The following is a 25,214-nucleotide window of genomic DNA, read 5'->3' as shown; positions in this document are numbered from 1 at the left end:
GTACGGGATTTTAGCGCTACTTTAGCTTACACCTGTAAGCTGAACAAGTCCGATCAGACGTTTTTTCGCATCTTTACATACCGATGTTGTGCTATGTCACATCCGGCATGGCAGTATAGCGCAAAGCAGAGTAAAATCAGGGAAAACCGAACAGAATCCTCAGGCCGTAACGTGAAAAAAACCGCAATTGAAACTGCACATTTAACCTGGAATGAACAGGGTACACCTGTTTCGCAACATTTTGATGACGTCTATTTTTCGAACGATGACGGACTGGCAGAAACCCGCTATGTGTTTCTTAACGGAAACGGTTTTCCGGACAGATTTGCACAAATAACCACCCCGGCCTGCACTGTCGCAGAAACCGGGTTTGGTACCGGACTGAATTTTCTCACGTTGTGGCAGAGCTTCCTGGCGTTCAGGAATGCCAATCCTGTGCATCCGCTGAAGCGCCTGCACTTTATCAGTTTTGAAAAATTCCCGCTGACCGTGGCTGATTTACAGGCAGCTCACCGCCACTGGCCGGAATTCGCGGATTTCTCCTTACAGCTGTGCGCTCAGTGGCCGCAACCATTACCCGGCTGTCACCGTATTCAGCTGTCCGGCGGTGAAATTACCCTCGATTTATGGCTGGGAGATGTTAATGAACTGCTCCTTTCCTCACTCACGCGCTGGACAACAAAATCGATGCCTGGTTTCTCGACGGTTTTGCGCCGTCCAAAAACCCGGATATGTGGCAGCAGTCGCTGTTTGATTTGATGATTCGTTTTTCAAAACCGGGCGGTACCTTTGCCACCTTTACTGCCGCCGGTTTTGTCCGCCGTGGTTTGCAGCAGGCCGGATTTACCGTTGAGCGCCGCAAAGGCTTTGCGCACAAGCGGGAATGCCTTGCCGGGGTAAATCCCCGTGACGCGGCACCATCCGTGACACCCTGGTTTGATCGCCATCCGGCTGCCGCCCGGCAGAAGATAGCAGTCATTGGCGGAGGGATAGCCGGAGTTCTCTCTGCCCTCGCCCTGCTGCGCCGTGGTGCGGATGTGTCCTTATATTGCGCGGATGCAGATCTGGCACTCAATGCTTCCGGCAACCGCCAGGGTGCGCTTTATCCGCTGCTGACCGGACGGGATGACCCGCTTGAGCGCTTTTTTGCCGCCGCATTTCCGTTTGCCCGGCGTACATATGATGCATTGTCAGCTCAGGGTGTGAAATACGACCATGACTGGTGCGGCGTTATTCAGCTGATGTATCACGAAAAAAGCAGTAAAAAAATCAATAACATTTCATCTGTCCCATGGCCGGAAGAAATGGTGCAGCGCCTGTCGCGGGAACAGCTTTCTGAGCTTGCCGGAACCGATGTCAATTTTGACGGCCTGCACTACCCGCAGGGCGGCTGGCTCTGCCCGCAGGAACTGGTACGCAATACCGCAGCGCTGGCACAAAAAGAAGGACTTTATCTGCATTTAAACTGTGAGGTGAAAGCGCTGATCCCCGCAGAACAGGGCTGGCAGCTCCGCTTTGCAGATAACAGCACAGCAGAGGCGGATGTGGTGGTGCTGGCCAACGGTCACTGTATCACGCAGTTCCCGCAGACCGCCCCGCTGCCGGTCACGCCGGTGCGCGGCCAGGTCAGCCATGTGCCATCGGTACCGGCGATTGCCGGGCTGAAAAAAGTACTGTGTTATGAAGGTTATCTGACCCCGGTGAATCCGGCTGACGGTCTGCACTGTATTGGTGCCAGCCACCAGCGCAATGATTCGGGCACGGAATACCGCGAAGAGGAACAAACTGCCAACAAACAGCGGCTGCTCACTTCGCTGCCCGATGTCAGCTGGCCGGAGATGGTGGATATCAGCGCCGGGGCGTCCCGTCAGGGGATCCGCTGCACATTACGCGATCACCTGCCGCTGGCCGGAAATGTTCCTGATTTTGCCGAATTAACAGCGTGTTATGCGCATCTGGATGAACAAAAATCGTCCCCGGAAACCGTATGCAGTGTACCGCATCTGCCTCAGCTGTTTTTACTGGCAGCTCTCGGCTCACGGGGGTTATGCACCGCCCCGCTGGCGGCTGAAGTGCTGGCAGCGCAGATTTTCGGTGAGGCCCTTCCGCTGGATGATGACACACTCGCGGCCATTCACCCCGCCCGTTTCCATGTCCGTAAATTGCTGAAAGGCCGTCCGCTGCCGAAAAAATCCTGACCCGCTTCTGACCGGCCACCGGGCCGGTCTTCATCACATTATTGATATTTTTTCCGCCGGTTAAACGGAATTTCATCAGCGGACTTTATTGATCACCGCCACAAACCCGGGTCATTTTGTGTTCATTCTCACAAAAACCGGCTCAGTTCGCCTGTCAGCGGCAATTTCTCTTGCTCAATGATCAATTTACAGAAAAGTCAGTGCGCCTATACGCTTCATCCGGAGATAATAACCGGAGAAGATTATGAAGAATAAAATAGTTATCGCCCTAACCTTTTCGCTGTTTTGTTTTACCTCTGCCTATGCAAAGAACAATAATATTCCCGATAATACTGTTCGCTACGATACGATTGCTGAGCAGGCGTATCAGAAATTCAAAAGCGAAAAATCCGGTGACGTGGCGGATTATATTCCGGCTCTCGCCAAATACAGCCCCGATAATTACGCCGTTGTGATTGCCACGGTGGACGGCAAAATCTACAGCGCCGGGGATAAAGATAAGCTGTTCCCGCTGGAATCCCTGTCAAAAGTCTTTACCCTCGCAATGGTAATGGATCAGCAGGGTCCAGAGGTGGTTCTGGAGAAACTGGGCGCCAATGCCACCGGGTTGCCGTTTAACTCAGGGCTGGCGATTGAACTGCGACCGGATCGCCCGCAGAACCCGCTGGTCAATGCCGGGGCTATCAGCGCCGTCAGTCTGATCAAGGCCAAAAACCCGGACGACCGCTGGCAGCAGATTATGGAGAACATGGAAGCTTACGCTGATACCAAACTGACGGTAAACGATGAAGTGTACCGCTCTGAATCCGAAACCAATCAGCACAACCAGGCACTGGCGCGGCTGATGCAGTCTTACGGCATGTTATACGGCAATCCGGATGAGGCGGTTGATCTCTATACCCGTCAGTGTTCTGTGGATGCCACAACGGTTGATCTGGCCAAAATGGGGGCGGTACTGGCTAATCACGGTAAGTCCCCGTACAACGGCAAACAGTTACTGAGTGCGGAGAATACCGGCAAAGTGCTGGCAGAGATGGCGATTGCCGGGTTATATGACGGTTCCGGCACCTGGTTGTATCAGGTCGGTATCCCGGCGAAAAGTGGTGTCGGCGGCGGTATTCTGGCCGTGGTGCCGGGGAAATATGCAGTGGCGGTCTATTCCCCGCCGCTGGATAAAGCAGGTAACAGTGTCAGGGCGCAGGCGGCTATCCGCTATATTGCTCAGGAAACCGGCGCTGATTTATATCAGTAATGTGACATAAAAAAAGGATCATCAGCATCGCTGATGATCCGTGATCGTCTCTTCTTTATATTTATCAGTCCGCGTGACGCGATCCTGTTTCTGTCAGGCGTTCAGGGCAACCACGCTTTTCGCGCATTTATCCTCTGAACGGTACAGCGAATCTAATTCCCGTTTGGCATTAAAAATTATTAATCCGGTAAATAAAATCATACCGATGGAAGGGACTGCTCTTTCAATGACGCTCATTCCGTCAAGTTTAAACCAGAAAGAAAATAACAGTGCCAGCAAGACCACCGCAGCAACCGCTATCTTCGTGTAAATAGTCACAGCCTGTTGTGCTGCGTTTTTCGGTTGTAATTCAAACATAATCAATACCTGTGTTTTGTGGGGACGAACACATTTTGACACAATAAATGTTAATAGCAAGTTAATAGTTCATGCTATTTACTCAACATATCTACGTAGTTGTTGACTTTATCGCAACAAAAGAGACTGTGATCTCAGAAATAAGCATCATATTGCATATACGAAAAATGATTAAAAATCATTCTGTTGAACAGAAAAATCTATAATCAGATAACAACATCCATCGCTGAGACATAAAAAAAACGGCACCATTTTCGCCGTTAATGTAACAATCACAAGATCTTTTATTATTATCTGTTTATATATTAATAACCAGTTTCTTAATTCATCATAAATAAAAAAGGCCGCATATTAGTGCGACCTTTTCTCATTACTTCAGATATTTCACTTTTTCAGAAAATCCGGTAAATCATGGAACAGCGATCACAGAATTGCAGCCCGTATTCTGCCTCTTTCAGCATAACAGCCTCAAGTGCCGGGGCGCGGGAAACATCACACACCTCAAAACCAAGATGCTCATAATAAGGCCGGTTCCAGGCCACATCCCGGAATGTGGTCAGCGTAACTGCCGCACAGCCGCGTGCAATCGCCACATTCTGTATCCGCTCAATCAGCTGACGCCCCAGCCCCTGACGCTGATGCGCCGCAGAGACAGAAAGCTCATCAATATGCAGCCCGGTACCGAGGTTGGACACCAGCACAAACCCGGCCGGCTGATCCTGACTGTCCGCTGCCACCCACGCATTGCCATTGGCAATATAATTGCGGAATGCCGATTCGGAATGGCCTTCAGCGCGGGCTATCCATTCATAACCCGGCACTGTCGCAAATAACGTACCGGCAGAGGATTCAACGGCCGGTAACAATGCGGCATCCGCCGGACGGGCCTGGCGGATACGGTATTGCGGTTTGGCTGTCATTCCTGCTCCTGCGCGGTTTGCAGCAGGCGTTTCCAGGTTTCCAGCACCAGCACCTGGTCCGGCGGTGTCAGTTCCCCGGCACTGATTGCCTGACGGATACTCTCCTCCACCCGGTTGTGAAGCGCCTCAACGGAGTGATCACCCGACTGCTCCAGTTCTGCCACCGCGAGAGTCAGATGCCCCTGCAGATAGCCGCCCGCAAACAGTTCATCGTCTGTGGCATGTTCGACCATGTCATCAATCTGGGCGAGGATACGCGTTTCATAATCCGCAAGCATGTTTGTTCCTTAAAGTTCAGTCACCGGAATCGTTTGTCAGGCAAACGGATCTTCCGGCCATGGAAATTGGTCCGCAGTCAGCGGCGGCGTATTGTAGAACGATTGCAGGGCATTAATAAACCTTGCTGCACGCGGGGGTATTGAGTTCTGCGCCAGATACTCCATCACCTGCCCGTGGACAATACGCCGGAATTTGACGCGATCAGGCTCGAAATCACCGTCAAGATTGTCACAACTGACGTTAAACGGATAACCGGCAGCCTGACAAAATAACCAGTCCAGCGCCTGCGGTTTTATTTCGACAACCTCAAATTCTGACTGCGTTTGTGCATCCCGGCCGTCCGGACAGTACCAGTAACCAAAATCCACCAGCTTTCTGCGCTCTTTCCCAGCAATGCACCAGTGCGATATTTCATGGATAGCACTGGCATAAAAACCGTGAGCAAACACGATGCGGTTATAAGGGGCTTCATCATCTGCGGGCAGATAAATCGGCTCATCGTCGCCTTTAATCAGGCGGGTATTGAAATCAGCAAAAAATTCGTTATCAAAAATCTCAATTAACTGCTGATATTGATGTGTACTCATTGATTATATGAACCACTAATGAAAATTAAAAAAGCTGAGACAGCCACGTACTGATAGTATCGCCGTGATTGTCATAAATCAGTTTGATGCTCATCAGGAAAGAGACAGTTACCAGCATCGGCCGGATCAGTTTTTGTCCGCGGCTCAGCACCATACGGGCGCCGAGGCGGGCACCGATAAGCTGTCCGCCCAGCATGGCAAAACCCATCAGCCAGATAACATGACCGCTGAAAATAAAGAATGAGAGTGAACCGACGTTAGAGGCAAAGTTCAGCACTTTGGCGTGAGCGGTGGCTTTCGCCAGGTTAAAACCGGCCAGGGTCACATACGCCAGTGCATAAAAAGAGCCCGCGCCCGGCCCGAAAACACCGTCATAGAAACCGATACCGATACCGGCGGTACAGCCGAAAGCAAACGGCATCAGGCGCTGTTTCTGGTCAGCAGCGCCAATGGAGGGTGTCAGCAGGAAATAGAGGCCGATGGCAATCACCAGCAGCGGCAGCAACTGGCGGAGGAATTCCGGATTCACAAACTGCACCAGCCCGGAGCCGATAACCGCGCCAATCAGCGTCATCATTATCGGTACCCGTTGCCCCGCAAGATCCACCGCTTTGCGCCGGACAAAATAGAAACTGGCAGAGAAAGAGCCGCCGACCGCCTGTAATTTGTTGGTCGCCAGTGCCTGTACCGGCGGTACACCGACAGCCAGCAGCGCCGGGATTGTCAGTAATCCGCCGCCTCCGGCAATCGCATCAATAAACCCGGCAATCAGCGCAACAAAGAACAGCAATACATAGATTTCAACACCGAACTGAAACCATTCCATTTTTTACCTGCCAATAAAATCCCGGGCACAATATCCGGGACGTCTGTTTAAATCATGACCAGGCCGGTAACGGCGGCGTGACATCCGCACATTGTCCGCGGTGACGCAGAAGGTGATCGAGCAGCACAATCGCTGTCATTGCTTCGGCAATCGGCACAGCACGTATCCCGACACAGGGGTCATGACGCCCTTTGGTGATCATAGCCACCTCTTCGCCCTGCCGGTTCAGCGTATTACCGGGAACGGTAATTGATGATGTCGGTTTCAGGGCAATATGCGCGATGATTGGCTGGCCACTGCTGATGCCGCCGAGAATGCCGCCCGCGTGATTGCTGGTAAAGCCGGTCTGATAAATTTCATCCCGGTTTTCGCTGCCTTTGAGGTTAACCACGCCGAACCCGTCCCCGATTTCGACGCCTTTCACCGCGTTGATGCTCATCAGCGCATGCGCCAGATCCGCATCCAGACGATCAAAGACCGGTTCACCCAGACCCGCCGGGACATTTTCGGCCACTACCGTGACTTTCGCACCGATGGAATCTCCCTCTTTTTTCAGGCCGCGCAATAATTCATCCAGCGCATCCAGCTGACGTTCATCAGGACAGAAAAACGGATTTTGCTCTGCCAGCGCCCAGTCGCGGATATCACATTTGATATCCCCCATCTGAGTCAGACAGGCACGGACTGTCACACCGAATTTCTCATGCAGATACTTTTTGGCGATAGCCCCGGCTGCCACGCGCATCGCCGTTTCACGGGCTGATGAGCGGCCGCCGCCGCGGTAATCACGAAAGCCGTACTTCTGCTCATAGGTGTAATCCGCGTGTCCCGGCCGGAAGAGATCTTTGATGGCGCCGTAATCCTGTGAGCGTTGATCGGTATTTTCAATCAGCAGCCCGATACTGGTTCCGGTGGTTTTTCCTTCAAATACCCCTGACAGAATTCTGACCTGATCCGGCTCACGACGCTGCGTGGTATAGCGGGATGTGCCCGGACGGCGGCGGTCAAGATCTGCCTGCATATCGGCTTCAGTCAGCGCCAGCCCCGGCGGTACGCCGTCAACAATACAACCCAGCGCCGGGCCGTGTGATTCACCAAAGGTGGTTACGCGAAAAAGTTCGCCGATACTGTTTCCGGCCATCGTGTTTTCCTGTCTCTGATTGTGTGCAAGTGAATGGTTTTAACCTGTTTTTATGTTTCTATTCCTACAGGAGGAACGGTTATTTGAAAAGTTTAAAAGCGTCATGATGTTCTGCTAATTGATCACGAGTTAACATAAAGACACCGTCACCCCCGTTTTCAAACGACAGCCAGATAAACGGCACTTCCGGGAATTCGGCCATCAGGTGCACCTGACTGTTACCGACTTCACAAATCAGCACCGCATCTTCTGACATATAATCCGGGGCATTGGCGAGGATCCGGCGTACCAGTTTCAGACCGTCACTGCCCGCAGCCAGCGCCAGCTCTGGTTCTACGCGGAATTCATCCGGCAGATCACTCATGTCTTCCGCATCCACATACGGCGGATTGGTGACAATCAGGTCATATTTCACCCCGGGCAGATCGTTGAACAGATCTGAACGCATCGGCACCACACGGTGAGATAAGCCGTGATTCTCAATGTTCATTTCTGTGACTTCCAGCACATCAGCTGAGATGTCTGCCGCATCCACTTCTGCATCCGGGAACTCATATGCGCAGGCAATCGCGATACAGCCGCTGCCGGTGCAGAGATCGAGAATCGTTTCCGGTTCAGCATCCAGCAATCCTGCAAAGTGATTGTTAATCAGCTCACCAATCGGTGAACGCGGGATCAGCACGCGCTCATCGACATAAAATTCATGGCCGCAGAACCAGGAACGGTTAGTCAGGTACGGCACCGGCACGCGCTCGGTGATCCGGCGCAGTACGCGCTCCACAATGCGGTGACGCTCTGAGGAGGTCAGCCGGGACTGATACAGTTCAGCGGGTAAATCCAGAGGCAGAAACAGTGTCGGCAGTACCAGCTGGAGGGCTTCATCCCAGGCATTATCTGTGCCGTGGCCATAGTAAATATTGGCCGCATTAAAACGGCTCATTGCCCAGCGCAGCATATCCTGCAGCGTGTGAAGCTCACTGACGGCTTCATCAACGTAAATTTTATCCAAAGTGCCTCCGGCGGGGTAAAACAAAATAAGATATCTGATAGCGTAGTTTGCCATGAAGTCGCTGCTAAATCAGCATATCTTGTGAAATGCGCGGCAATTTTCCGGTGGCTCCCGTCAGCGGTGACCGGCAGTATAGCGTCAACATCCGTAAAAAAATCAGTTACACTATGGAAAATACTGAGTGATGAGATGTTATGAAAAAGAAGACGCCCCTGACTGATGATGACCTGAACCTGTTTAAAGAGGCCATCAGCGGGACACGTAAAATCAGACAGGATATTGTGGTGCACCCGAAACCACGGACAAGTGTGACCAAAATTGCGCCTGAACGGCTGTTGCAGGATCAGATTGATGCCAGTTTTTATTTCTCAGATGAGTACCGCCCGAACCTGGATATGGACGGTCCGGCGCGCTATCTGCGGGAAAATGCCAGCCCGTATGAACTGAAAAAATTGCGTCGCGGGGATTATGTGCCGGAGCTGTTTTTGGATCTGCACGGACTGACTCAGCTTCAGGCCAAGCAGGAAATTGGTGCCCTGATAGCCGCAGCCCGCCGCGAAAACACCTATTGTGTCTGTATTATGCACGGGCACGGCAAGCATGTACTGAAACAACAGACACCATTATGGCTGGCACAACACCCGGATGTGATTGCCTTTCACCAGGCCCCTAAGGAATGGGGCGGCACCGCCGCATTACTGCTGCTGATTGAGATTGCTGAAACCGCCCGGCGCGAGTAATCAGTCAATCTGTCCGGGACCGCGGTGCCAGAGCAGTGTGCCGCGTCCGTCATCATCCAGTTCAATACAGGCAACAGACGATGTTGCAAACATCGGTGCCGTTTCCTGCGGACACAATGCCGCCACCAGATAGCCGACCAGCGGCAGATGCGATACCACCAGCACCCCTTTGTGCCCCTCTTCCGCCAGAAAACGGATATAATCCGCCGTGCTATCCGCATTCCCGGAGGGCGTCAGTCCCGGCATCACCTCTTCCTGAGCCGGTAAACTCAGCGCATCATGGATTTCGGTCAGTGTCTGCTCTGCACGCAGATACGGGCTGACCAGAACGGTATCAATCTGAACGTGCTGCCCGGCGAGCCATTTTGCCATGCAGCGGGAATCTGTTATCCCTTTTGCGGTAAGGGGCCGGACTGAATCACTGGCGGCCTGCAAAGCAGCATCGCCATGTCGCATAATAAGAACTTGCATACGTCACCGTCTGAACAGGACGGATACGGTCATGTCTGAATCCCCGGGCCGTATCACATCAAAGAATGATCTGTTTAAAATTATCGTTATTTCTGTGTCCCCGTCAGGGGAGGTGAAAGGCATTCTGCCTCAAATTAATCATAATTAAAATGATTCAGCACAGAGATAAACCTGAATTTTGTTCAGAACCTGTTCAGAAAAATGAAACAACCGCCCCTTGTTCTCAGTGACTTCACTGCACTTCCTCAGTAAAAACGGCGGTTATCCGCAGCCCGCTGCTGTAATGCCTCACACGGTGTGAAGCGACCACCGTAACGTGCCGCCAGTGCCGTCAGTTTTTCTGTCATAACGACGGCTGACATACTATCCATATAGTAAAATGGTCCGCCGAGGAATGGCGGAAAACCAATACCAAACACCGCGCCGGCATCCCCGTCCGCCGGTGAACGGATAACCTGTTCATCCAGCGTCCTTACAGCCTCATTTAACATCATCATCAGGCAGCGCTCTGTGATTTCCTGTGATGTCAGACACTCCTGTACGGTGATACCCAGCAACGGATAAATCGCTTTATCCGCTTTACGCGGTGCCTTGCGGCCACAGCGTTTCCACCACGGTAACGGGGTGTAATCATAAAATCCGCGTTTGTTTTTCCTGCCCAGCCGGTTGTCACGGAAAAGCGCATCCAGCTGCGGCGGCAGTGCAAACCGCTCACCAAATGCGGCTTCCAGCACCGGCATAATTTTTGTACCGACATCAATGCCCACTTCGTCCAGCAGTGCTACCGGCCCGATCGGAAAACCGAAATCAGTCAGCGCTTTATCAATTTTTTCCGGCGGTTCACCTTCCGTCAGACAACGTAACGCTTCTGTAATATAAGGTGCCAGAATCCGGTTAACATAAAACCCGGCTTTATCACCAACCACAATCGCTGTTTTTCCCTGTCTGCGCGCCAGTTGCAGCGTGGTTGCCAGTGTCACCGCATCAGTGCCTTCATGGGGGATAATCTCCGCCAGCGGCATTTTTTCGGCCGGGCTGAAATAATGTAAACCAATCACCTTTTCAGGCCGTGATGCCCTGGCGGCAATATCACGGATAGGCAGTGACGAGGTGTTCGAGGCAAAAATAGTATCCGGTGATGTCACTGCCTCGATCTCAGCAATCATCTGTTGTTTCAGTGCCAGCGATTCGAAAACCGCTTCCGCCACAAAATCAATGCGGTGAAATCCCCGGTAATCCGTAGTGCCGGTCATGCCGCTCATCAGTTGTGTCCGCTCACGCGGGGAGAGCCGTCTGCGTTTAACCTGTTTGCTCAGATGCTGCCAGAAAAAAGCCAGTGCTTTATTTGCCCCTTCCTGCGAAACATCTTTGATTCTGACCGGAAGCCCTGCGCGCTGACGGGTAATCGCGGCAATTCCCGCCCCCATCAGCCCGCCGCCCAGCACCGCCACATGATGCAGTTCTGCGGGTTTTACCCCATCGGCAGACTCTTTTTTCAGTGCGGTTGAGGCAAAAAAGAGATGACGGAGTGCACCGGATACCGGGGTAACCGCCAGTTTACCGAATGCCGCGGCTTCGGCTTTAAACCCGGCCTCCCGGCCTTTTTCAAGGCCGCACTGCACCACGTCAATAATCTGTTCAGCCGCCGGATAGTGTCCGCCACTGCGGCGGTGAACCTGACTGCGGGTTATACGAAAGATGATATCCCGCAGCCCCTTCATTTTTTCCAGTCTCTGCCGGAAAGGTACCGGGGCCCGCCGTGCCGGATTTACCGACAAAGCACGAGCCACCGCTGTTTCCAGTAAAATGTCCGGCGGAACAATATCATCGGCCAGCCGCATTTTGACTGCCTGCTTTGCCCGTAACTGCCGCCCGGTCAGCATCATATCCAGGGCGGCCACCAGCCCGATCAGGCCAGGAAGACGTTGTGTACCGCCGGAGCCGGGTAACAGCCCCAGTTGAACTTCCGGCAGCCCGAGCCGGGTTTTATCACTGTCTGTGACAACACGGCTGTGACAAGCCATGGCCAGCTCAAGTCCGCCGCCGAGACAGCTGCCGTGAATCGCCGCCACGACCGGCAGAGGATAGTTTTCAATCAGATTAAATAACCGCTGTCCGGATTCAGACAGTGCCTGCGCCTGTGCGGCCTCTGTGCATCCGGCGATCATATGAATGTCCGCACCGGCGATAAACGTATCCGGTTTACCGGAGATAATCACCATTGCCCGTAATCCCGGGATTTGCCGGGCATCACGCAGTACCGCCTCAAACTGTGCGGCAAACTCCGCCTTCAGGGTATTCACTTTTTCACCGGGGACATCGACAGTAATGACCCCGGTGTGATCCGGACGCACGGTCAGGCGGAAGGCAGAAGGTGTTTCATCATGTTGTGTCATCATCAGTCTCCCGTCTTATTCTGTTTCCCAGATCATCGCCACGCCGAGTCCGCCCGCCGCACAGGCCGTGGTCATTGCAAAACCGCCGCCCCGCCGCCGCAGCTCCCGCAGTGTCTGTGTCACCATCCGGGCACCGGTAGCCGCAAAAGGATGCCCGTAAGCAATTGACCCGCCGAGCACATTAAACCGCGCCGGATCCACCTCACCAATTGCCGATGTCCGGTTGAGTTTTTCACGGGCAAAGTCCTCACTGGCAAAACAGTGCAGATTAGTCAGAACCTGGGCTGCAAAAGCTTCATGCATATCAATCAGTGTCAGGTCAGACAATGTCAGACCAGCGCGATCAAGTGCCAGCGGTGCGGCATAAGACGGCCCCAGCAGCATATCTTCCTGCACTGCGTTACCCGTAAATGCATAACTGCGCAAAAAGCCCAGCGGCGTCAGCCCGAGTTCACGGGCGCGGGTTTCGGTCATCATCAGTACGGCTGCCGCGCCGTCTGTCAGTGGTGTGCTGTTTGCCGCGGTCACCGTGCCGTGACGTTTATCAAATGCCGGTTTCAGTTGTGCATAGCTGCCGGGAAGGGAATTTTTCCGTAAAGTATTATCTTCTTCACAAACCTGACTGAACGGCGGAAAACGGGCGGTCATCACCTCATCGCGCAGGACACCGGATGTCCACGCCTGCGTGGCGGCCTGATGTGACTGATGGGCGAACGCATCCTGTGCCTGACGGCTGATATGGTAACGTTTTGCCATCTGTTCGGCGGTATCGCCCATGCGTAGACCGGTGGAATATTCTGCCACCGCCGGGGCAACCGGCAGGAGGTCGCGCGGCCGCAGTGAGGCCAGTAACCGGAGTTTCTGCGGCAATTTTCGTGCTTTGCTGAGATCCAGCAATACTCCGGCCAGTTTGCGTGATACACCAATCGGGAGCACAGAGGCGGAATCTGCCCCGCCTGCGACGGCTATCTGATTCTGTCCGCACTGTATCGCCTGTGCCGCATTGGCGATGGCCTGAAAACTGGTGGCACAGGCACGGGTTACTGAATACGCATCTGTGGTTACCGGCAACCCGGTACTGAGCACAATTTCACGGGCAATATTGGGCGCGGCAGGCATTTGGATCACCTGGCCGAAAACGACAAGGTCAACCAGTTCTGCCGGAAATGACTGGCGAAAAAGGAGTTCCTGCACCACCGCCCGGCCAAGTTCAACCGCCGGGATATCACGGTATACCGTGGACTGCCGTGCAAACGGTGTCCGTAATCCGTCAACAACTGCAATACGTTCTGCCTGTGCCTGCTTCATTCGTTCATCCTTACATGATGAGAGGTTATCACGAACTGCCGGTGGTCTGACCTGCTGATATTGTTAACATCGTGTTGCATTCACGCAATGTGAATAACTGAAAACTGCGAGGTGGCTCAGGAAATAAACTTTTTATAACAAAAAAAACGATAAAAAAGGCCCCGCATTCACCGGAGGCCTGAATTCAGTTTGCGTATTATTCTGATGAATTAACGCAGACCCAGTTCAAAGATCAGTGTTTCAGCCTGGCAGCTGAAAGTGAAATCCGCTTTCAGCAGAACGCCGTCAGCCGTTTCTTTATATTCGCTGTGGATTTTGCATGGTTCAGATGCTGCTGCATTTGCTTTGGCAGTCAGTGCTGCCATCATCTGCTCAGCGTCTGCTTTAGATGCAAATACGCGCTCGAAAGAAGAGGTGCAGCTTTCGTTATCAATAATAGTGCCTACATCCACACAGCAGCATGCTGCGGTTTCTTCTGCGCTGCACAGTTTTTTTTTCGTCAGCCATTTCAGTCTCCCGTTAGTTAAAAATAGCCTGCAGTCTTAGTACTGAATCATACCATTTATCAAAGTAAACCATAAAAATTCAATCTATTGTTTGATCTACTCGGGCTAAAGCCACTTTTTGCTCTCAAAAATCACGTTATTGTTAAATTTTTGTAATCCAAATCGCATTTTTACATCTCAATCCGCTTATTTTCGTACAAAAAAATAACATTCCAGTGTGCTGATTCTATACTCTGTCAACTGGTCTGATTTGTCATATCAACAAGCAAACATACAATCCAGCGCTACTTCTAACTACCAAAGTAGTACATAAACAAAATAAACAAGAGGGTTTTGGTCATGAACCAGAAAAACCTGTTCACTCGTTCAGCACTGGCAGTGGCAGTTTCATTAACAGCAACTCAGGCTTTTGCGGCGGGTTTTCAATTAAATGAGTATTCCACGTCTGCACTCGGACGTGCGTTTTCAGGGGAAGGTGCCGTGGCAGATGATGCCAGCGTCGGCAGCCGCAACCCGGCAGCAATGACATTATTTGATCGCCCGTCCATGTCCGCCGGTGCGATCCTGATCAACCCGTCAGTGGATATCAGCGGTAAATCCCCGCTGACCGGTAACAGCACTGATGCCAAAGATATCGCGCCAAGCGCGGTTGTCCCGAATCTGCATTTTATTATGCCGATTAATGAAAAATGGTCAGTCGGTGCATCAACCACCACAAACTTTGGTCTGGCAACAGAATTTAAAGATAATTACTCTGCCGGTGCTATCGGCGGCAAAACCGATCTCGTGACGGCCAACTTTAACGTGGCCGGTGCTTATCGTCTGAATGATAACTTCAGCTTTGGTCTGGGACTGAATGCCGTTTATGCTGATGCGGAAATTTCGCGTCATACCGGTGAGCTGGGCCAGGTTGCAGCCGGGCTGACCAAAAATCCTGCATTAGCAAAAATTCCTGCAAACTCTAACCTCGCCAAACTGAAAGGTGACGGCTGGGGTTACGGCTGGAATGCGGGGATGTTATATGAGCTGGATAAAGATAACCGTTTCAGTCTGACATATCGCTCTAAAGTCACTGTGAAATTTAAAGACGGTGATTTCACCCAAAACATTCCGGGTCTTCTTGACCGCTCCACCAAAGGTAAACTGGATCTGAATTTACCGGATATCTGGGAATTCTCCGCTTATCACCGCGTTGCACCAAAATGGGCGGTTCATTATACCTTTGCTTACACCGGCTGGGATTCATTCCAGGAGCTGAAAGCGACAGATAAAGGTAACGGCGGCGTTCTGTTTGAAAAGCATGAAGGTTTCAAAAATGCATACCGCGTAGCATTAGGTACCACTTATTATCATGATGATAACTGGACCTTCCGTGGTGGTATTGCCTTTGATGACAGCCCGGTCCCGGCAAACAACCGCTCTATCTCTATTCCGGACCAGGATCGTATCTGGTTCAGCCTGGGCTCAACCTACGCCTTCAACAAAGATGCGTCTGTTGATGTTGGTGTCGCCTATATGCACGGGCGTAAAGTTAATATCTCTGAGCCGCTGATGAGTAAAGATCAGCTTGCAGCTATCGGTGGCAAATTGGGTAACCCGAACCTGCAAATGCCAAACTACGAATTCAGCTCCTCCGGTAAAGCCTGGTTATACGGTGTTAACTTTAACTACAGCTTCTGATTTTCCGGTCTGAATGCATAAAAAAAGTTCTGGTCACTGACCAGAACTTTTTTTATTTGTCTGCCACCAGCACATTATTCGCTGTCGATAGAATCCAGTTCATCAGCAATCGCTGCCGCATTCGGGTTTTCCTGCACTTTCAGTGCCCCGCCGGAAGCCAGGAAATCATTACGCTGGAAATACGCTTCACGCATCATCAGATACGGGTCGCTGGAGTTATGCAGCACACCTTCCGCGTCCAGTGCCTGAGCACGGTTGTCGATCCCTTCGATAGCCCATTTACCGACACCCATCCAGATAGTCAGATAACTCAGCATCGGATACGTGGTATCCAGCCAGTCGCCGCCATCCACACGCGGTGTTGCGCCGCCATAACCCGGAATAACCACATACGGACCATAACCCATACCATAGTAACCCAGGGTATTACCAAACCGGGCCGGTTCCGTTTTCGCCAGTTCAGGGTTCGCCATAGAAGCAACATCAATCAGGCCGCCCAGGCCAAAGACGGTGTTGAGAAAGAAGCGGTTAAAGTGCTTAAATCCCTGGTAAAAATCCCCGCGCAGAAAATTGTTGACCATACTGGCCGGTTCTTCGAGGTTACCGAGGAAGTTGATGGTGCCGTTTCGTGCCGGTGTCGGCACATAATCGCGCCAGGCAACCGCCACCGGTCTGAGCACATAAGGATCCAGCACGTTATAGTTAAAATTGAACATTGAGCGGTTAAATCCTTCGAGCGGATCACTGCGCGTTCCCGGTGTCTGATCCGAACTTGCGCACCCGCCAATCAGCAGCACCGCAGCAAGTGTCAGGCCACTTACCTGATACTTCATATGTTTCTCCATGCCAAAACGTGAGCAAAATTTACAGTTTCACGTATCTATAATAGGTCAATATTACCCGGATTTTGTATATTTGTGTATGTAAATCATGCCGAAATTACCGGGTTACCCCGGCAGCACAGAGTGGTATCCTGCTCTTCAGGTCAGTCTTTGTCAGCAATACAGGAGCCATCATGAATAAAAAAGTCGGATTTATTGGTTGCGGAAATATGGGAAAAGCCATCCTTAACGGCCTGATTTCAGGAAAAATTATTTCCCCTGATACTGTTTTTGTACATAACCACAGCCCGGCCAGTACCGACCGCGTGGCGCAGGAATTCGGTGTTCACGGTGAGACACAGGTTCAGCGGGTGGCGGAACAATCCGATATTATTTTTATAGGTGTAAAGCCTTACGCCGTTCCCGGTGTATTACGTGATATTTCCCCTTGCCTTAAAGCGGATACCCTGATTGTTTCGATGGCCGCCGGTGTGACTCTGGAAGCTCTGGAAGCCGCCCTGCCGTCATCCGCCAAAGTGATCCGTCTGATGCCGAACACCCCCGCGCTGGTCAATGCCGCGATGACATCCGTTACCGTTAATGCTTATCTGACGGATGAAGAAACTGAGCTGGTGATGTCACTGTGCCGCAGTTTCGGCCGCGCTGAGTTAGTCCCTGAATCACTGATTGATGCCGTGATCGGCGTCAGCGGGTCTGCTCCTGCGTATGTTTTTATGTTTATTGAAGCAATGGCAGATGCGGCTGTGGCTGGCGGTATGCCGCGTAAACAAGCCTATGAGTTTGCAGCACAAACCGTAATGGGGGCGGCAAAAATGGTTCTCGAAACCGGCAAACATCCGGGCGAACTGAAAGATATGGTCTGCTCGCCGGGCGGCACCACGATTGAAGCAGTCATCAAACTGGAAGAAATGGGTTTACGTCAGGCGGTGATAGCCGGTGTCCGCAGTGCGACAGAAAAATCACAGGAAATGAGCCGTAAATAATCACCTGATACCGGAACCGGCAACAATCGCGCCGGTCCCGGTCTGTTCAGTTGCTCACCGCCCTGTCAGTTACCTTTGGCCTGTGATAAATATTTCTGCATCTCATCTTCCGGAACCATGCCGCCGCCGGTTGCCCAGACCAGATGTGTGGCATTCGCCATCCGTTCCGGTGCCAGCGATTCAGCCTGTAAATACGCCTGATTCCGGGTCACATGCACACAACCGGGCATGCCCGCTAAAGCGGAAGGTTCCAGCCGGATAGCTTCCGTCTGATCAAGCAATCCTAACAGGTTATACATTTCCGCATCGTCAATGGTGTAATAACCGTCGATCAGCCGCTCCATGGCCCGGCCGACAAATCCGGATGCCCGGCCGACCGCAAGCCCATCGGCCGCAGTAATATTATCAATACCGATTTCCTGAACAGAGATGGCATCATGAAGACCGGTATGCACCCCGAGCAGCATACAGGGTGAATGTGTCGGTTCTGCAAAGAAACAATGCACCGCATCACCAAATGCCAGTTTTAATCCGAATGCAACACCGCCGGGCCCCCCGCCGACACCGCACGGTAAATACACAAACAGCGGATGCTGCTCATCAACGGTAATTCCCTTTTCTGCAAATTGCGTTTTCAGCCGCAGGCCCGCCACCGCATAGCCTAAAAAGAGTGTGGAGGAGTTCTCATCATCAATAAAGAAGCAGGACGGATCTTTTTCAGCCTCCTTACGCCCCTGCTCCACTGCAATACTGTAATCCTGTTCATATTCAACGACATTGACACCGTGAGAACGTAATTTGTCTTTTTTCCATTGTCTGGCATCCGCAGACATGTGCACACTGACACTGAAACCCAGCTTCGCGCTCATAATGCCGATGGACATCCCTAAGTTACCGGTTGATCCGACAGCAATACGATACTGACTGAAAAACTGCCTGAATTTATCCGAGAATAACACCGCATAATCATCACCGGTTGACAGCAATCCTGCCTCCAGCGCTAATTTTTCCGCATGGGTCAGCACTTCATAGATCCCGCCACGCGCTTTTATCGAACCGGAGATCGGCAGATGACTGTCTTTTTTGAGATACATTTTCCCTGTCAGCGGCGTCTGATAGCGTGCCGCAAGAGCTGCCTGCATCTCCGGAATCGCTACCGCTTCAGATTCAATGATCCCCTGCATGACCTGTGTTTCAGGAAAGGCTTCCATCAGATACGGGGCAAAGCGGCTTAAGCGTGCTTGTGCATCCTTCACATCCTCAAGCGTTAGTCCCACATACGGCAAACCCGCTTCCGTGGTGGTTACGCCGGGGTTAAACCATGCCACCTGTTTTAAATCAATCAGTTTCTGAACCAATGGATAGTCAGCAATTAACTTTTCAATATTAATCTGAGTCATCATTACTCTCTTTTAAATCACATAGGAAAGTGCAAAGGTGCCGGCCAGCGCGACAACGGATGCAATCAGCGTGGCGACACTGTAATAACGGAATGTTTCCGCCAGCGTGGCATTACAATATTGTTTCACCAGCCAGAATAAGGAATCAGTCACAATGGTGCAGCCGATTGCCCCGGAGCCGATAGCCAGCGTCATAATTTCAGGGCTGATGTGCGGGTACAGCGGCATCAGCGGAGCCACGATTGCAGTCGCGCCCATCATGGCGACCGTTGCTGATCCGACTGCGGCATGAAGAATGATAGCCACCAGCCAGGCAAGTAAAATCGGGTGTATATCGATACCGGACAGCACCAGTGCCAGAGAATCACTCAGCCCGCTGCCTTTCAGGATGCCGTTAAATGCACCTCCCGCCCCGATAATCAACAAGATATTCGCAATCGAACTAAAACTTTCTTCTGTTTTGCTGAGCAGGACGCTCATTCCCATATTCCGGCGGATACCCAATACGTAATAAGCGGCAAAAGCGGCGATAAACATCGCAGTTATCGGATTACCGATAAACAATAAAAAGATGAATAACGGGCTATCTTTGCTCATGTTTAAATCAGCGGTTGTTTTGATCAGCATGAGCACAATCGGCAGCAGAACCGTAAATAACGCCGCGCCTAATGAGGGTAAATCTTTTTCTTCACGGACTTTCAGGTCAGCAAACGCGGCCGGTACAACTTTGAGCGGTAAACGATCCCCCAAAAATTTCAGGAACAGCGGCCCGCCAATCAGCGATGCAACCAGCCCCACCACTAACCCGGCCACTATCACCGTTCCGATATCCGCGCCGAGTTCATTGGTGACAAATAACGCAGCAGGATGCGGCGGAATAATGCAGTGTACGGCCATCAGAGCCGTACATAACGGAATCGCCAGTTTTAATAATGAGGTATTTGTTTTTTTGGCAATCGAAAATGCCAGCGGGATCAGTAATACAACCCCGACTTCGACAAACAGTGTGATACCACAAATAAGGCCGATCAATATCATGGTGACATCGGGACTTAACCAGCGGCATTTTTCCAGCGTGATCCCGATTCGCTCAGCAGCGCCGGATATTTCCATCATCTTCCCGAGTATGGTTCCCAGTCCGATAATGGCCGCCAAAAATCCGAGTGTCCCGCCAATCCCGTTTTCGATGGCGCTGACCATATCCTGCGGTTCCATATTCATGGCGATACCGACAAAAAAGCTGGTGAGCAGCAGTGCTAAAAACGGGTGAAACTTAAATTTAATAATTGAAATAATAATCAGCAAGATACTGAAAACCAGCGTGCCGATCATCCACATTACAGAGTCCATATCCTACCCCTGGTTATATTGTTGTTGTGCATTCATTGGATAATAAATATTCAGGGGTGACAAACGATGAAACCGGGGCCTTGGGTTAGCTGGGTTAACTCAAATGCGTGACATTCATCAAAATCAGCACTTTTTCCGTGAATTGCATCATATAAATTCACCTTAAACGCGGTATTCTTTATGTAAAATCATCCTGCATAATAAAAAGGGAGCGGCTATGTCATCGGATATAAACCGGTATGAACCATCGGGATCCCTGCGGCGAAACAAGCGGGTATCGGGTCATCAGCTGTCACGCCTGCATACTTTCGAAGCAGCGGCACGGCACTGTTCATTTGCTCTGGCAGCACAGGAACTGGCGCTGACGCCCGGCGCGGTAAGCCACCGTATCAACACCCTCGAAAGTGAACTGGGTTTCCGGTTATTTGAGCGTTTTCACCGGCGGGTTGAACTCACATCAGACGGTGAACGCATCTACTGGGCATTACGGAAAAACCTGGATGACATTAACCAGGAAATCATTGATATCAAAAATCAGGAAATTTCCGGCGAGTTAACGGTCTATTCCCGCCCGTCTCTGGCGCAATGCTGGCTGATTCCGGGGATAGCGGATTTTACAGATCAATACCCTGCTATTCAGTTGAATCTGTTAACCGGTAATGATGATGTCAATTTCCGCGGCTATGGCATTGATATCGCAATTTATTACGACGATATATCAAGACCTAATCTCTATTGCGAGGATTTGATGTCAGAATCAATCGTGCCGGTTTGCAGCCCGGAATATGCGAAACGTTATGAGCTGCATAACAATATTCATCAGCTCAGGAACTGCATGTTATTACATGACCGCCAGGCATGGAGCAGTAACTCGGATTACGACGAATGGAAAGCCTGGAGTGAACACTATCAGCCTGATTTATTCCCTCACCGGCGCAATTTGTGTTTTGATCGTTCAGATTTGGCGATTGTGGCCGCGATGAATCATGCCGGTGTCGCGATGGGACGTAAACAACTGGTGGAAAAACGTATTCAGAGCCGGATGCTGGTGATGCCCTTCGGCGATATTTCACTGACATGCAGTCAGCGATATTACTTTGCTATGCTTGGAGACAGGCGTAATCCGAAAGCAGATATCTTTATTTCGTGGCTGAAACAAAAGGTTACGAAGACATTGCCATAAATACAGCCGGACACCCGGGATCCCGCAGGTAATGCGTTCAATCTGCACATCCGGGACCGGCGCACCACATAAAAAACGCACCGGTAACCGGAAACGAAGAAAAAACAAAGCGGAAATAAAGACTTGATAGAATGCGGGGTTGAGCGTTAACATATGACCCGCCGCAAAACCGGCCATACCATCAGACATCATGTCCTCTTAGTTAAATGGATATAACAAGCCCCTCCTAAGGGCTAATTGCAGGTTCGATTCCTGCAGGGGACACCAGAACACCATTCGTCTGTCCGTGTCATTAATTTTGCTTCTGCTGTGTTCCGGTTACAATACCGCTGCGATCACGATAAACATCCGCACTCGCAACGCCTGTTAAAGTCAGAAAGAGCAGACTGATAACACCATACTTTATTGTACCGGATTTCATTATCAACACCTCTGTGGTTATACAGTAATGAGTTTCACGTAAAATAGCCTGATTACGATAAGATCCTTTCACGATATAAACATCAGACTTACCTGATTCGGAAAAATGTCCGTGATCCCGGCAGTTATAATCTATAATCCGGATAAAAAAGCCCCGCTGTTTAGCGAAGCTTTGTGAATAAAAGACTTAAAAACTGTTGCACATCACGGTGGAGTAGTTACCATCGCCGTATATGTTGGTGTTGTCGGTGTCCACGGTGTATCCGGTGGTGTACATGTCTGAGTTACCGGCGGACACGTCAGTTCCGGTTTTTCCGGCTCTTTACATTCACACCCGCATTTACAGCAGTTGTTAACAACAATGCTGATAACCGTCTGCCCACCCTCACAGCACATTTCCTTTGTTACTTTCCGCTCCGGAAGCCCGCATCTGCTCAAACTCCCGTATTGCCCGTTTATCGTGATTACAGTCCGCGATTGTTTTCATCGCATCCGTCAGCAGCAGGATCGCGCCGCCGTAAGTCAGTTCATCCGGGATAACCGGCAGCGGGCAGTCAGCGAGAAGATGAGCCGGAACCGGCACCACCGGCGCGGGCACGAATGTCTCTCTCGTATTGCTGCAACCCGCCGGTAACACGGCCAGGCACAGAAGCGGCAGCACATTCATCCTCTTTAAGTACGGTTTTAATAATTGTCTTAACATTGATATGCTCCGCCTCCTCCGTCTGCTTTGCCCGGATATTGCTGAGCGCAATATGATGTCCGGCCATAAACGCCACCCGGGTCAGATTATTAACAGCCAGCTGCTGGTCATACTTATCTTTCAGCATCAGATAATTACCTTTTACACCGCTGTACAGATGCAGTGTCAGCAACAGACAGGTCAGTATTACAATGCAGAGACCGGCCAGTATTTTTGTCAGTATATTCATGGATTTTCACACTGATAGTGGATAACGGCCGCCCGCGGATGTCCCGGCAGCGGCTGACAGTAATCCGGGAGTGAATACAGGTAACAGCCTGCCAGCAGGCAGGCTGTCAGTATGAGAATCGCGGCAATGATCAGCACTACAGGGTTGCACGACATACCTCACTCTCCGCTTCACGCCGGTTAATCAGCCCCTGCCACTGCCGGCCGCCGGCAAATGTCCAGCGTTTCATTTCCTCACAGGCACCGGCAATATCACCGCTGTTCAGTTTTCGCAGCATCGAAGAGCGGGAAAACGCCCCCGGGCCGACGTTGTAAACAAAGGAATAGATGGCAGCCCGGGTGGTGTCATCCACAGGAACCGTAATCATCGGATCAACCGCGCGGCGGATTTTATCCAGATCACGGTGCAGCAGCGCCCCGCATTCATCCGCCGTATAAATCTTTCCGGCCTGAATATCACTACCGGTATGCCCGTAACAGACAGTCAGCACCCCGGCCACATCGCGGTAGGGCCGGTATTCCACGCCTTCATAGGCCGGAATCAGCACCAGAGCGGTAGAAATTGCGCCGCCAGCTGCTGCAGCAATGACTTTTTTGCTCAGATTATCCTTCATGATGATCTCCGGCTTTTATCTGAAACTCTTTCCGTCGGTAATACCAATTGATAAAAAATGTACCGATGGTGCAGACAATCCCGATAAGGACTGCCCACTGATCCAGCGATAACACACCCAAAACGGAAGTGATAAGCCCCCAGGTATATGCTGCGGGCCCGGAATATTTATCTGACATGCTCATATACACTCCCTTGCAGAGTGTTCCGTAAATATTATTGAAAGGTAAACTCAGATAATGTCTGAAATATAAAAATTAATGTAAGGTCGTTTCCGGTTCTTTATTCCTTACTGCCTTTAATCGTGAATCAATATCGGTAATTGCAGAACATCCGAACCCCGGAGAAATAAAGGCTTTATTGACCACACGCCCGCAGAATTTAATCCGTTTCATTCCCTTTGACGGACATTTCATTACAGGATTAGGTTCAGGTTCTCCCCTGATTTCACGGACATAGCGGTACAGACGCGTGACAGCATCCGGTGCCACCGCATATTGCGGAATATAATGCCGTCCCTGCTTAACCATCCCTGTTTTTATCAGACTGCCGATTTTATGCAGGATAGTGGTATATGTGCGGATAAATATTTCAGATGTCTCTGTATATCGCGCAGCATCACTGTTGGTAAAGCAATCATAATCCCGGCAGGCCCGGATAATATTGACGTATATTTTAAATTTTTCCTCAGTCATAATATATCCTCTGAAGTATCATCCTGTAAATTACCGGCTGCGCTGCGTATTAAACGAAGCAGAGCCGGATGTCATTAAATAAAAATAATGTGCAGGGCAAATTTAAATAAAGTTACTGAATATAAATAGTGCCGGGAAATACCGGCGACCATCCCGCTTACGGGATGCTTTTTTGATGGCAATGCATTCAGCATGCCGGAGCCTGTTCACACACGGAGTGGTTCAGGCTGTTGGTGCGCATTTTTCAGCGCAGTCTGTTAAAGAGCGGGCAACAGTATCTGTTGATAGACGAATAATACCATAACTATTAAACATGTCAATATCTTTAGTATTGACAAAAATTCTGATTTTGGTATTAATATTGTATGAATGAAAAACGACAACTGACGACAGAACAGCTGGCAGACTGCCGAAGACTGAAAGCTTTGTATGAGTCAAAGAAAAAAGAGCTGGGTATCACCCAACAGAGCATTGCTGACATACTGAATATCAGCCAGGGCGCCGTCGGTCACTATCTTAACGGCCGTAATGCATTGAATTTACAGACAGCAAGTGTGTTCGCCACGCAACTCAATGTCCCTATTTCTGATTTCAGTCCGTCTCTTGCCGCAGAGGCGCAGGCACTGAGTGCCGCTATTGACAGCAATATTTCCGGCCTTCGCCCTTACAAACCCTCCCCGAGATACCCGTTAATCAGCTGGGTACAGGCGGGTGCCTGGAATGAGGCGAATGAAGCTTACGGGCTGGATCAAATCGACGAATGGTATGAATCAGAAACCCATGTTCAGGGGGCCGCATTCTGGCTGAGAGTCGAAGGCGAATCCATGACCGCACCAACCGGCAAGAGTGTGCCTGACGGCTCTTTGATCCTGATCGACACCGGCAAAGATTCCGAAAATGGCAGCCTGGTCGTCGCAAAGCTGACGGATTCTAACGAAGCAACGTTCAAAAAACTGGTGATCGATGGCGGCAACTGGTATCTGAAAGGACTCAACCCGACGTGGCCGGCCATGAAAGTTAACGGTGACTGTAAAATTATCGGTGTTGCCGTTCAGATGATGATGAAACTGTAATCATCTCCTGCCGCCCTCCTGCCGGAGGGCATTTTACTATTCACAGATAATACT

General features: G+C 51.0%; 26 protein-coding genes, 1 tRNA gene and 1 pseudogene. 8 read left to right on the top strand and 20 right to left on the bottom strand.

Annotated elements, in window-relative coordinates:
* Positions 1-171 precede the first annotated feature (171 nt).
* A pseudogene (gene mnmC / locus JL661_RS06990) lies at positions 172-2,198 on the top strand (bifunctional tRNA (5-methylaminomethyl-2-thiouridine)(34)-methyltransferase MnmC2/FAD-dependent 5-carboxymethylaminomethyl-2-thiouridine(34) oxidoreductase MnmC1).
* Positions 2,199-2,442: 244 nt separating this feature from the next.
* The gene (glsA, locus tag JL661_RS06985) at positions 2,443-3,450 is read left to right on the top strand and encodes a glutaminase A (RefSeq protein WP_024473367.1); all 1,008 of its coding nucleotides are present in this window, start codon (positions 2,443-2,445) and stop codon (positions 3,448-3,450) included.
* 93 nt (positions 3,451-3,543) lie between these two features.
* On the opposite strand, the gene JL661_RS06980 is transcribed toward glsA, so the two are convergent.
* The 7 genes from JL661_RS06980 to prmB form a co-directional block, all read right to left on the bottom strand.
* Positions 3,544-3,807 (bottom strand): hypothetical protein, encoded by a 264-nt coding sequence (locus JL661_RS06980; RefSeq protein ID WP_004239841.1) that lies wholly within the window; start codon positions 3,805-3,807, stop codon positions 3,544-3,546.
* 392 nt (positions 3,808-4,199) lie between these two features.
* A complete protein-coding gene (locus tag JL661_RS06975; RefSeq protein ID WP_062771466.1) occupies positions 4,200-4,727 on the bottom strand; it encodes a GNAT family N-acetyltransferase in 528 nt (175 codons plus the stop codon).
* Positions 4,724-5,005, bottom strand: coding sequence for a YfcL family protein (locus JL661_RS06970; protein ID WP_004235092.1), 282 nt, complete (start codon positions 5,003-5,005; stop codon positions 4,724-4,726). Before JL661_RS06970 ends, JL661_RS06975 begins: the two co-directional genes overlap by 4 nt.
* Before the next feature lie 36 nt (positions 5,006-5,041).
* The gene (locus JL661_RS06965; RefSeq protein ID WP_004235090.1) at positions 5,042-5,593 is read right to left on the bottom strand and encodes an elongation factor P hydroxylase; all 552 of its coding nucleotides are present in this window, start codon (positions 5,591-5,593) and stop codon (positions 5,042-5,044) included.
* Positions 5,594-5,618: 25 nt separating this feature from the next.
* Positions 5,619-6,419, bottom strand: coding sequence for a sulfite exporter TauE/SafE family protein (locus JL661_RS06960; RefSeq protein ID WP_024473370.1), 801 nt, complete (start codon positions 6,417-6,419; stop codon positions 5,619-5,621).
* Positions 6,420-6,471: 52 nt separating this feature from the next.
* On the bottom strand, positions 6,472-7,560 hold the full coding sequence (aroC, locus tag JL661_RS06955; protein ID WP_024473371.1) for a chorismate synthase: 1,089 nt from the start codon (positions 7,558-7,560) through the stop codon (positions 6,472-6,474).
* Between the two features lie 79 nt (positions 7,561-7,639).
* Complete coding sequence (gene prmB / locus JL661_RS06950) at positions 7,640-8,569, bottom strand: 50S ribosomal protein L3 N(5)-glutamine methyltransferase (protein ID WP_004239840.1); 930 nt, start codon at positions 8,567-8,569, stop codon at positions 7,640-7,642.
* A 194-nt stretch (positions 8,570-8,763) separates the two neighbouring features.
* Between prmB and smrB the strand changes: the two genes are divergently transcribed.
* Positions 8,764-9,309, top strand: a complete 546-nt coding sequence (smrB, locus tag JL661_RS06945) for an endonuclease SmrB (RefSeq protein ID WP_024473372.1) — start codon at positions 8,764-8,766, stop codon at positions 9,307-9,309.
* Here the strand turns inward: smrB and sixA are convergent, their stop codons facing one another.
* The 4 genes from sixA to JL661_RS06925 all read right to left on the bottom strand — a co-directional run bounded on the left by sixA (position 9,310) and on the right by JL661_RS06925 (position 13,987).
* Positions 9,310-9,780, bottom strand: a complete 471-nt coding sequence (gene sixA / locus JL661_RS06940) for a phosphohistidine phosphatase SixA (RefSeq protein ID WP_036405914.1) — start codon at positions 9,778-9,780, stop codon at positions 9,310-9,312.
* Positions 9,781-10,025: 245 nt separating this feature from the next.
* Positions 10,026-12,179: a fatty acid oxidation complex subunit alpha FadJ gene (gene fadJ / locus JL661_RS06935; protein ID WP_036417771.1), complete on the bottom strand. Its 2,154-nt coding sequence runs from the start codon at positions 12,177-12,179 to the stop codon at positions 10,026-10,028.
* A gap of 12 nt (positions 12,180-12,191) precedes the next feature.
* Positions 12,192-13,484 carry an acetyl-CoA C-acyltransferase FadI gene (gene fadI, locus JL661_RS06930; RefSeq protein ID WP_036417773.1) on the bottom strand — a complete coding sequence of 431 codons (1,293 nt, stop codon included), beginning with the start codon at positions 13,482-13,484 and terminating at the stop codon, positions 12,192-12,194.
* A 209-nt stretch (positions 13,485-13,693) separates the two neighbouring features.
* Positions 13,694-13,987 (bottom strand): YfcZ/YiiS family protein, encoded by a 294-nt coding sequence (locus tag JL661_RS06925; RefSeq protein ID WP_215809464.1) that lies wholly within the window; start codon positions 13,985-13,987, stop codon positions 13,694-13,696.
* Between the two features lie 342 nt (positions 13,988-14,329).
* On the opposite strand from JL661_RS06925, the gene fadL reads away from it, so the two are divergent.
* On the top strand, positions 14,330-15,670 hold the full coding sequence (gene fadL, locus JL661_RS06920; protein ID WP_004235077.1) for a long-chain fatty acid transporter FadL: 1,341 nt from the start codon (positions 14,330-14,332) through the stop codon (positions 15,668-15,670).
* 74 nt (positions 15,671-15,744) lie between these two features.
* Here fadL and mlaA read toward each other — a convergent pair whose 3' ends face one another.
* Positions 15,745-16,503, bottom strand: coding sequence for a phospholipid-binding lipoprotein MlaA (gene mlaA / locus JL661_RS06915; RefSeq protein ID WP_004239833.1), 759 nt, complete (start codon positions 16,501-16,503; stop codon positions 15,745-15,747).
* A 182-nt stretch (positions 16,504-16,685) separates the two neighbouring features.
* Between mlaA and proC the strand changes: the two genes are divergently transcribed.
* Positions 16,686-17,495: a pyrroline-5-carboxylate reductase gene (gene proC, locus JL661_RS06910; protein WP_046024476.1), complete on the top strand. Its 810-nt coding sequence runs from the start codon at positions 16,686-16,688 to the stop codon at positions 17,493-17,495.
* 65 nt (positions 17,496-17,560) lie between these two features.
* Here proC and dsdA read toward each other — a convergent pair whose 3' ends face one another.
* Positions 17,561-18,895 carry a D-serine ammonia-lyase gene (gene dsdA, locus JL661_RS06905; RefSeq protein ID WP_062771464.1) on the bottom strand — a complete coding sequence of 445 codons (1,335 nt, stop codon included), beginning with the start codon at positions 18,893-18,895 and terminating at the stop codon, positions 17,561-17,563.
* Between the two features lie 12 nt (positions 18,896-18,907).
* Complete coding sequence (gene dsdX, locus JL661_RS06900; RefSeq protein ID WP_036417779.1) at positions 18,908-20,245, bottom strand: D-serine transporter DsdX; 1,338 nt, start codon at positions 20,243-20,245, stop codon at positions 18,908-18,910.
* Between the two features lie 217 nt (positions 20,246-20,462).
* On the opposite strand from dsdX, the gene dsdC reads away from it, so the two are divergent.
* Positions 20,463-21,428 carry a DNA-binding transcriptional regulator DsdC gene (gene dsdC, locus JL661_RS06895; protein WP_004239828.1) on the top strand — a complete coding sequence of 322 codons (966 nt, stop codon included), beginning with the start codon at positions 20,463-20,465 and terminating at the stop codon, positions 21,426-21,428.
* Between the two features lie 192 nt (positions 21,429-21,620).
* Positions 21,621-21,695, top strand: a tRNA-Arg gene (locus JL661_RS06890).
* A gap of 538 nt (positions 21,696-22,233) precedes the next feature.
* Here the strand turns inward: JL661_RS06890 and lysC are convergent.
* The 6 genes from lysC to JL661_RS06860 form a co-directional block, all read right to left on the bottom strand.
* Complete coding sequence (lysC, locus tag JL661_RS06885; protein WP_036417780.1) at positions 22,234-22,431, bottom strand: Rz1-like lysis system protein LysC; 198 nt, start codon at positions 22,429-22,431, stop codon at positions 22,234-22,236.
* A complete protein-coding gene (locus tag JL661_RS06880; RefSeq protein WP_062771462.1) occupies positions 22,403-22,780 on the bottom strand; it encodes a hypothetical protein in 378 nt (125 codons plus the stop codon). Before JL661_RS06880 ends, lysC begins: the two co-directional genes overlap by 29 nt.
* Positions 22,777-22,935 (bottom strand): hypothetical protein, encoded by a 159-nt coding sequence (locus tag JL661_RS06875; protein WP_004239826.1) that lies wholly within the window; start codon positions 22,933-22,935, stop codon positions 22,777-22,779. The genes JL661_RS06880 and JL661_RS06875 overlap by 4 nt, the downstream gene beginning before the upstream one ends.
* Positions 22,917-23,393, bottom strand: a complete 477-nt coding sequence (locus JL661_RS06870) for a lysozyme (RefSeq protein ID WP_004235069.1) — start codon at positions 23,391-23,393, stop codon at positions 22,917-22,919. Before JL661_RS06870 ends, JL661_RS06875 begins: the two co-directional genes overlap by 19 nt.
* Entirely contained in the window at positions 23,383-23,577 is a 195-nt protein-coding gene (locus tag JL661_RS06865; protein WP_004235068.1) for a phage holin family protein, read from the bottom strand. Before JL661_RS06865 ends, JL661_RS06870 begins: the two co-directional genes overlap by 11 nt.
* Positions 23,578-23,649: 72 nt before the next feature.
* Complete coding sequence (locus tag JL661_RS06860; RefSeq protein WP_004239822.1) at positions 23,650-24,087, bottom strand: hypothetical protein; 438 nt, start codon at positions 24,085-24,087, stop codon at positions 23,650-23,652.
* Between the two features lie 365 nt (positions 24,088-24,452).
* Here JL661_RS06860 and JL661_RS06855 point away from each other — a divergent pair, with 365 nt between their 5' ends.
* Positions 24,453-25,160, top strand: a complete 708-nt coding sequence (locus JL661_RS06855) for a LexA family protein (protein ID WP_004235063.1) — start codon at positions 24,453-24,455, stop codon at positions 25,158-25,160.
* The last annotated feature ends 54 nt before the right edge of the window (positions 25,161-25,214 follow it).

The sequence above is a fragment of the Morganella morganii genome, from assembly GCF_019243775.1.
Classification (GTDB): Bacteria; Pseudomonadota; Gammaproteobacteria; order Enterobacterales; family Enterobacteriaceae; genus Morganella; species Morganella morganii.
The sequence above is the reverse complement of the archived record's forward strand: the minus strand, read 5'-3'. Positions and strand labels throughout refer to the sequence as shown.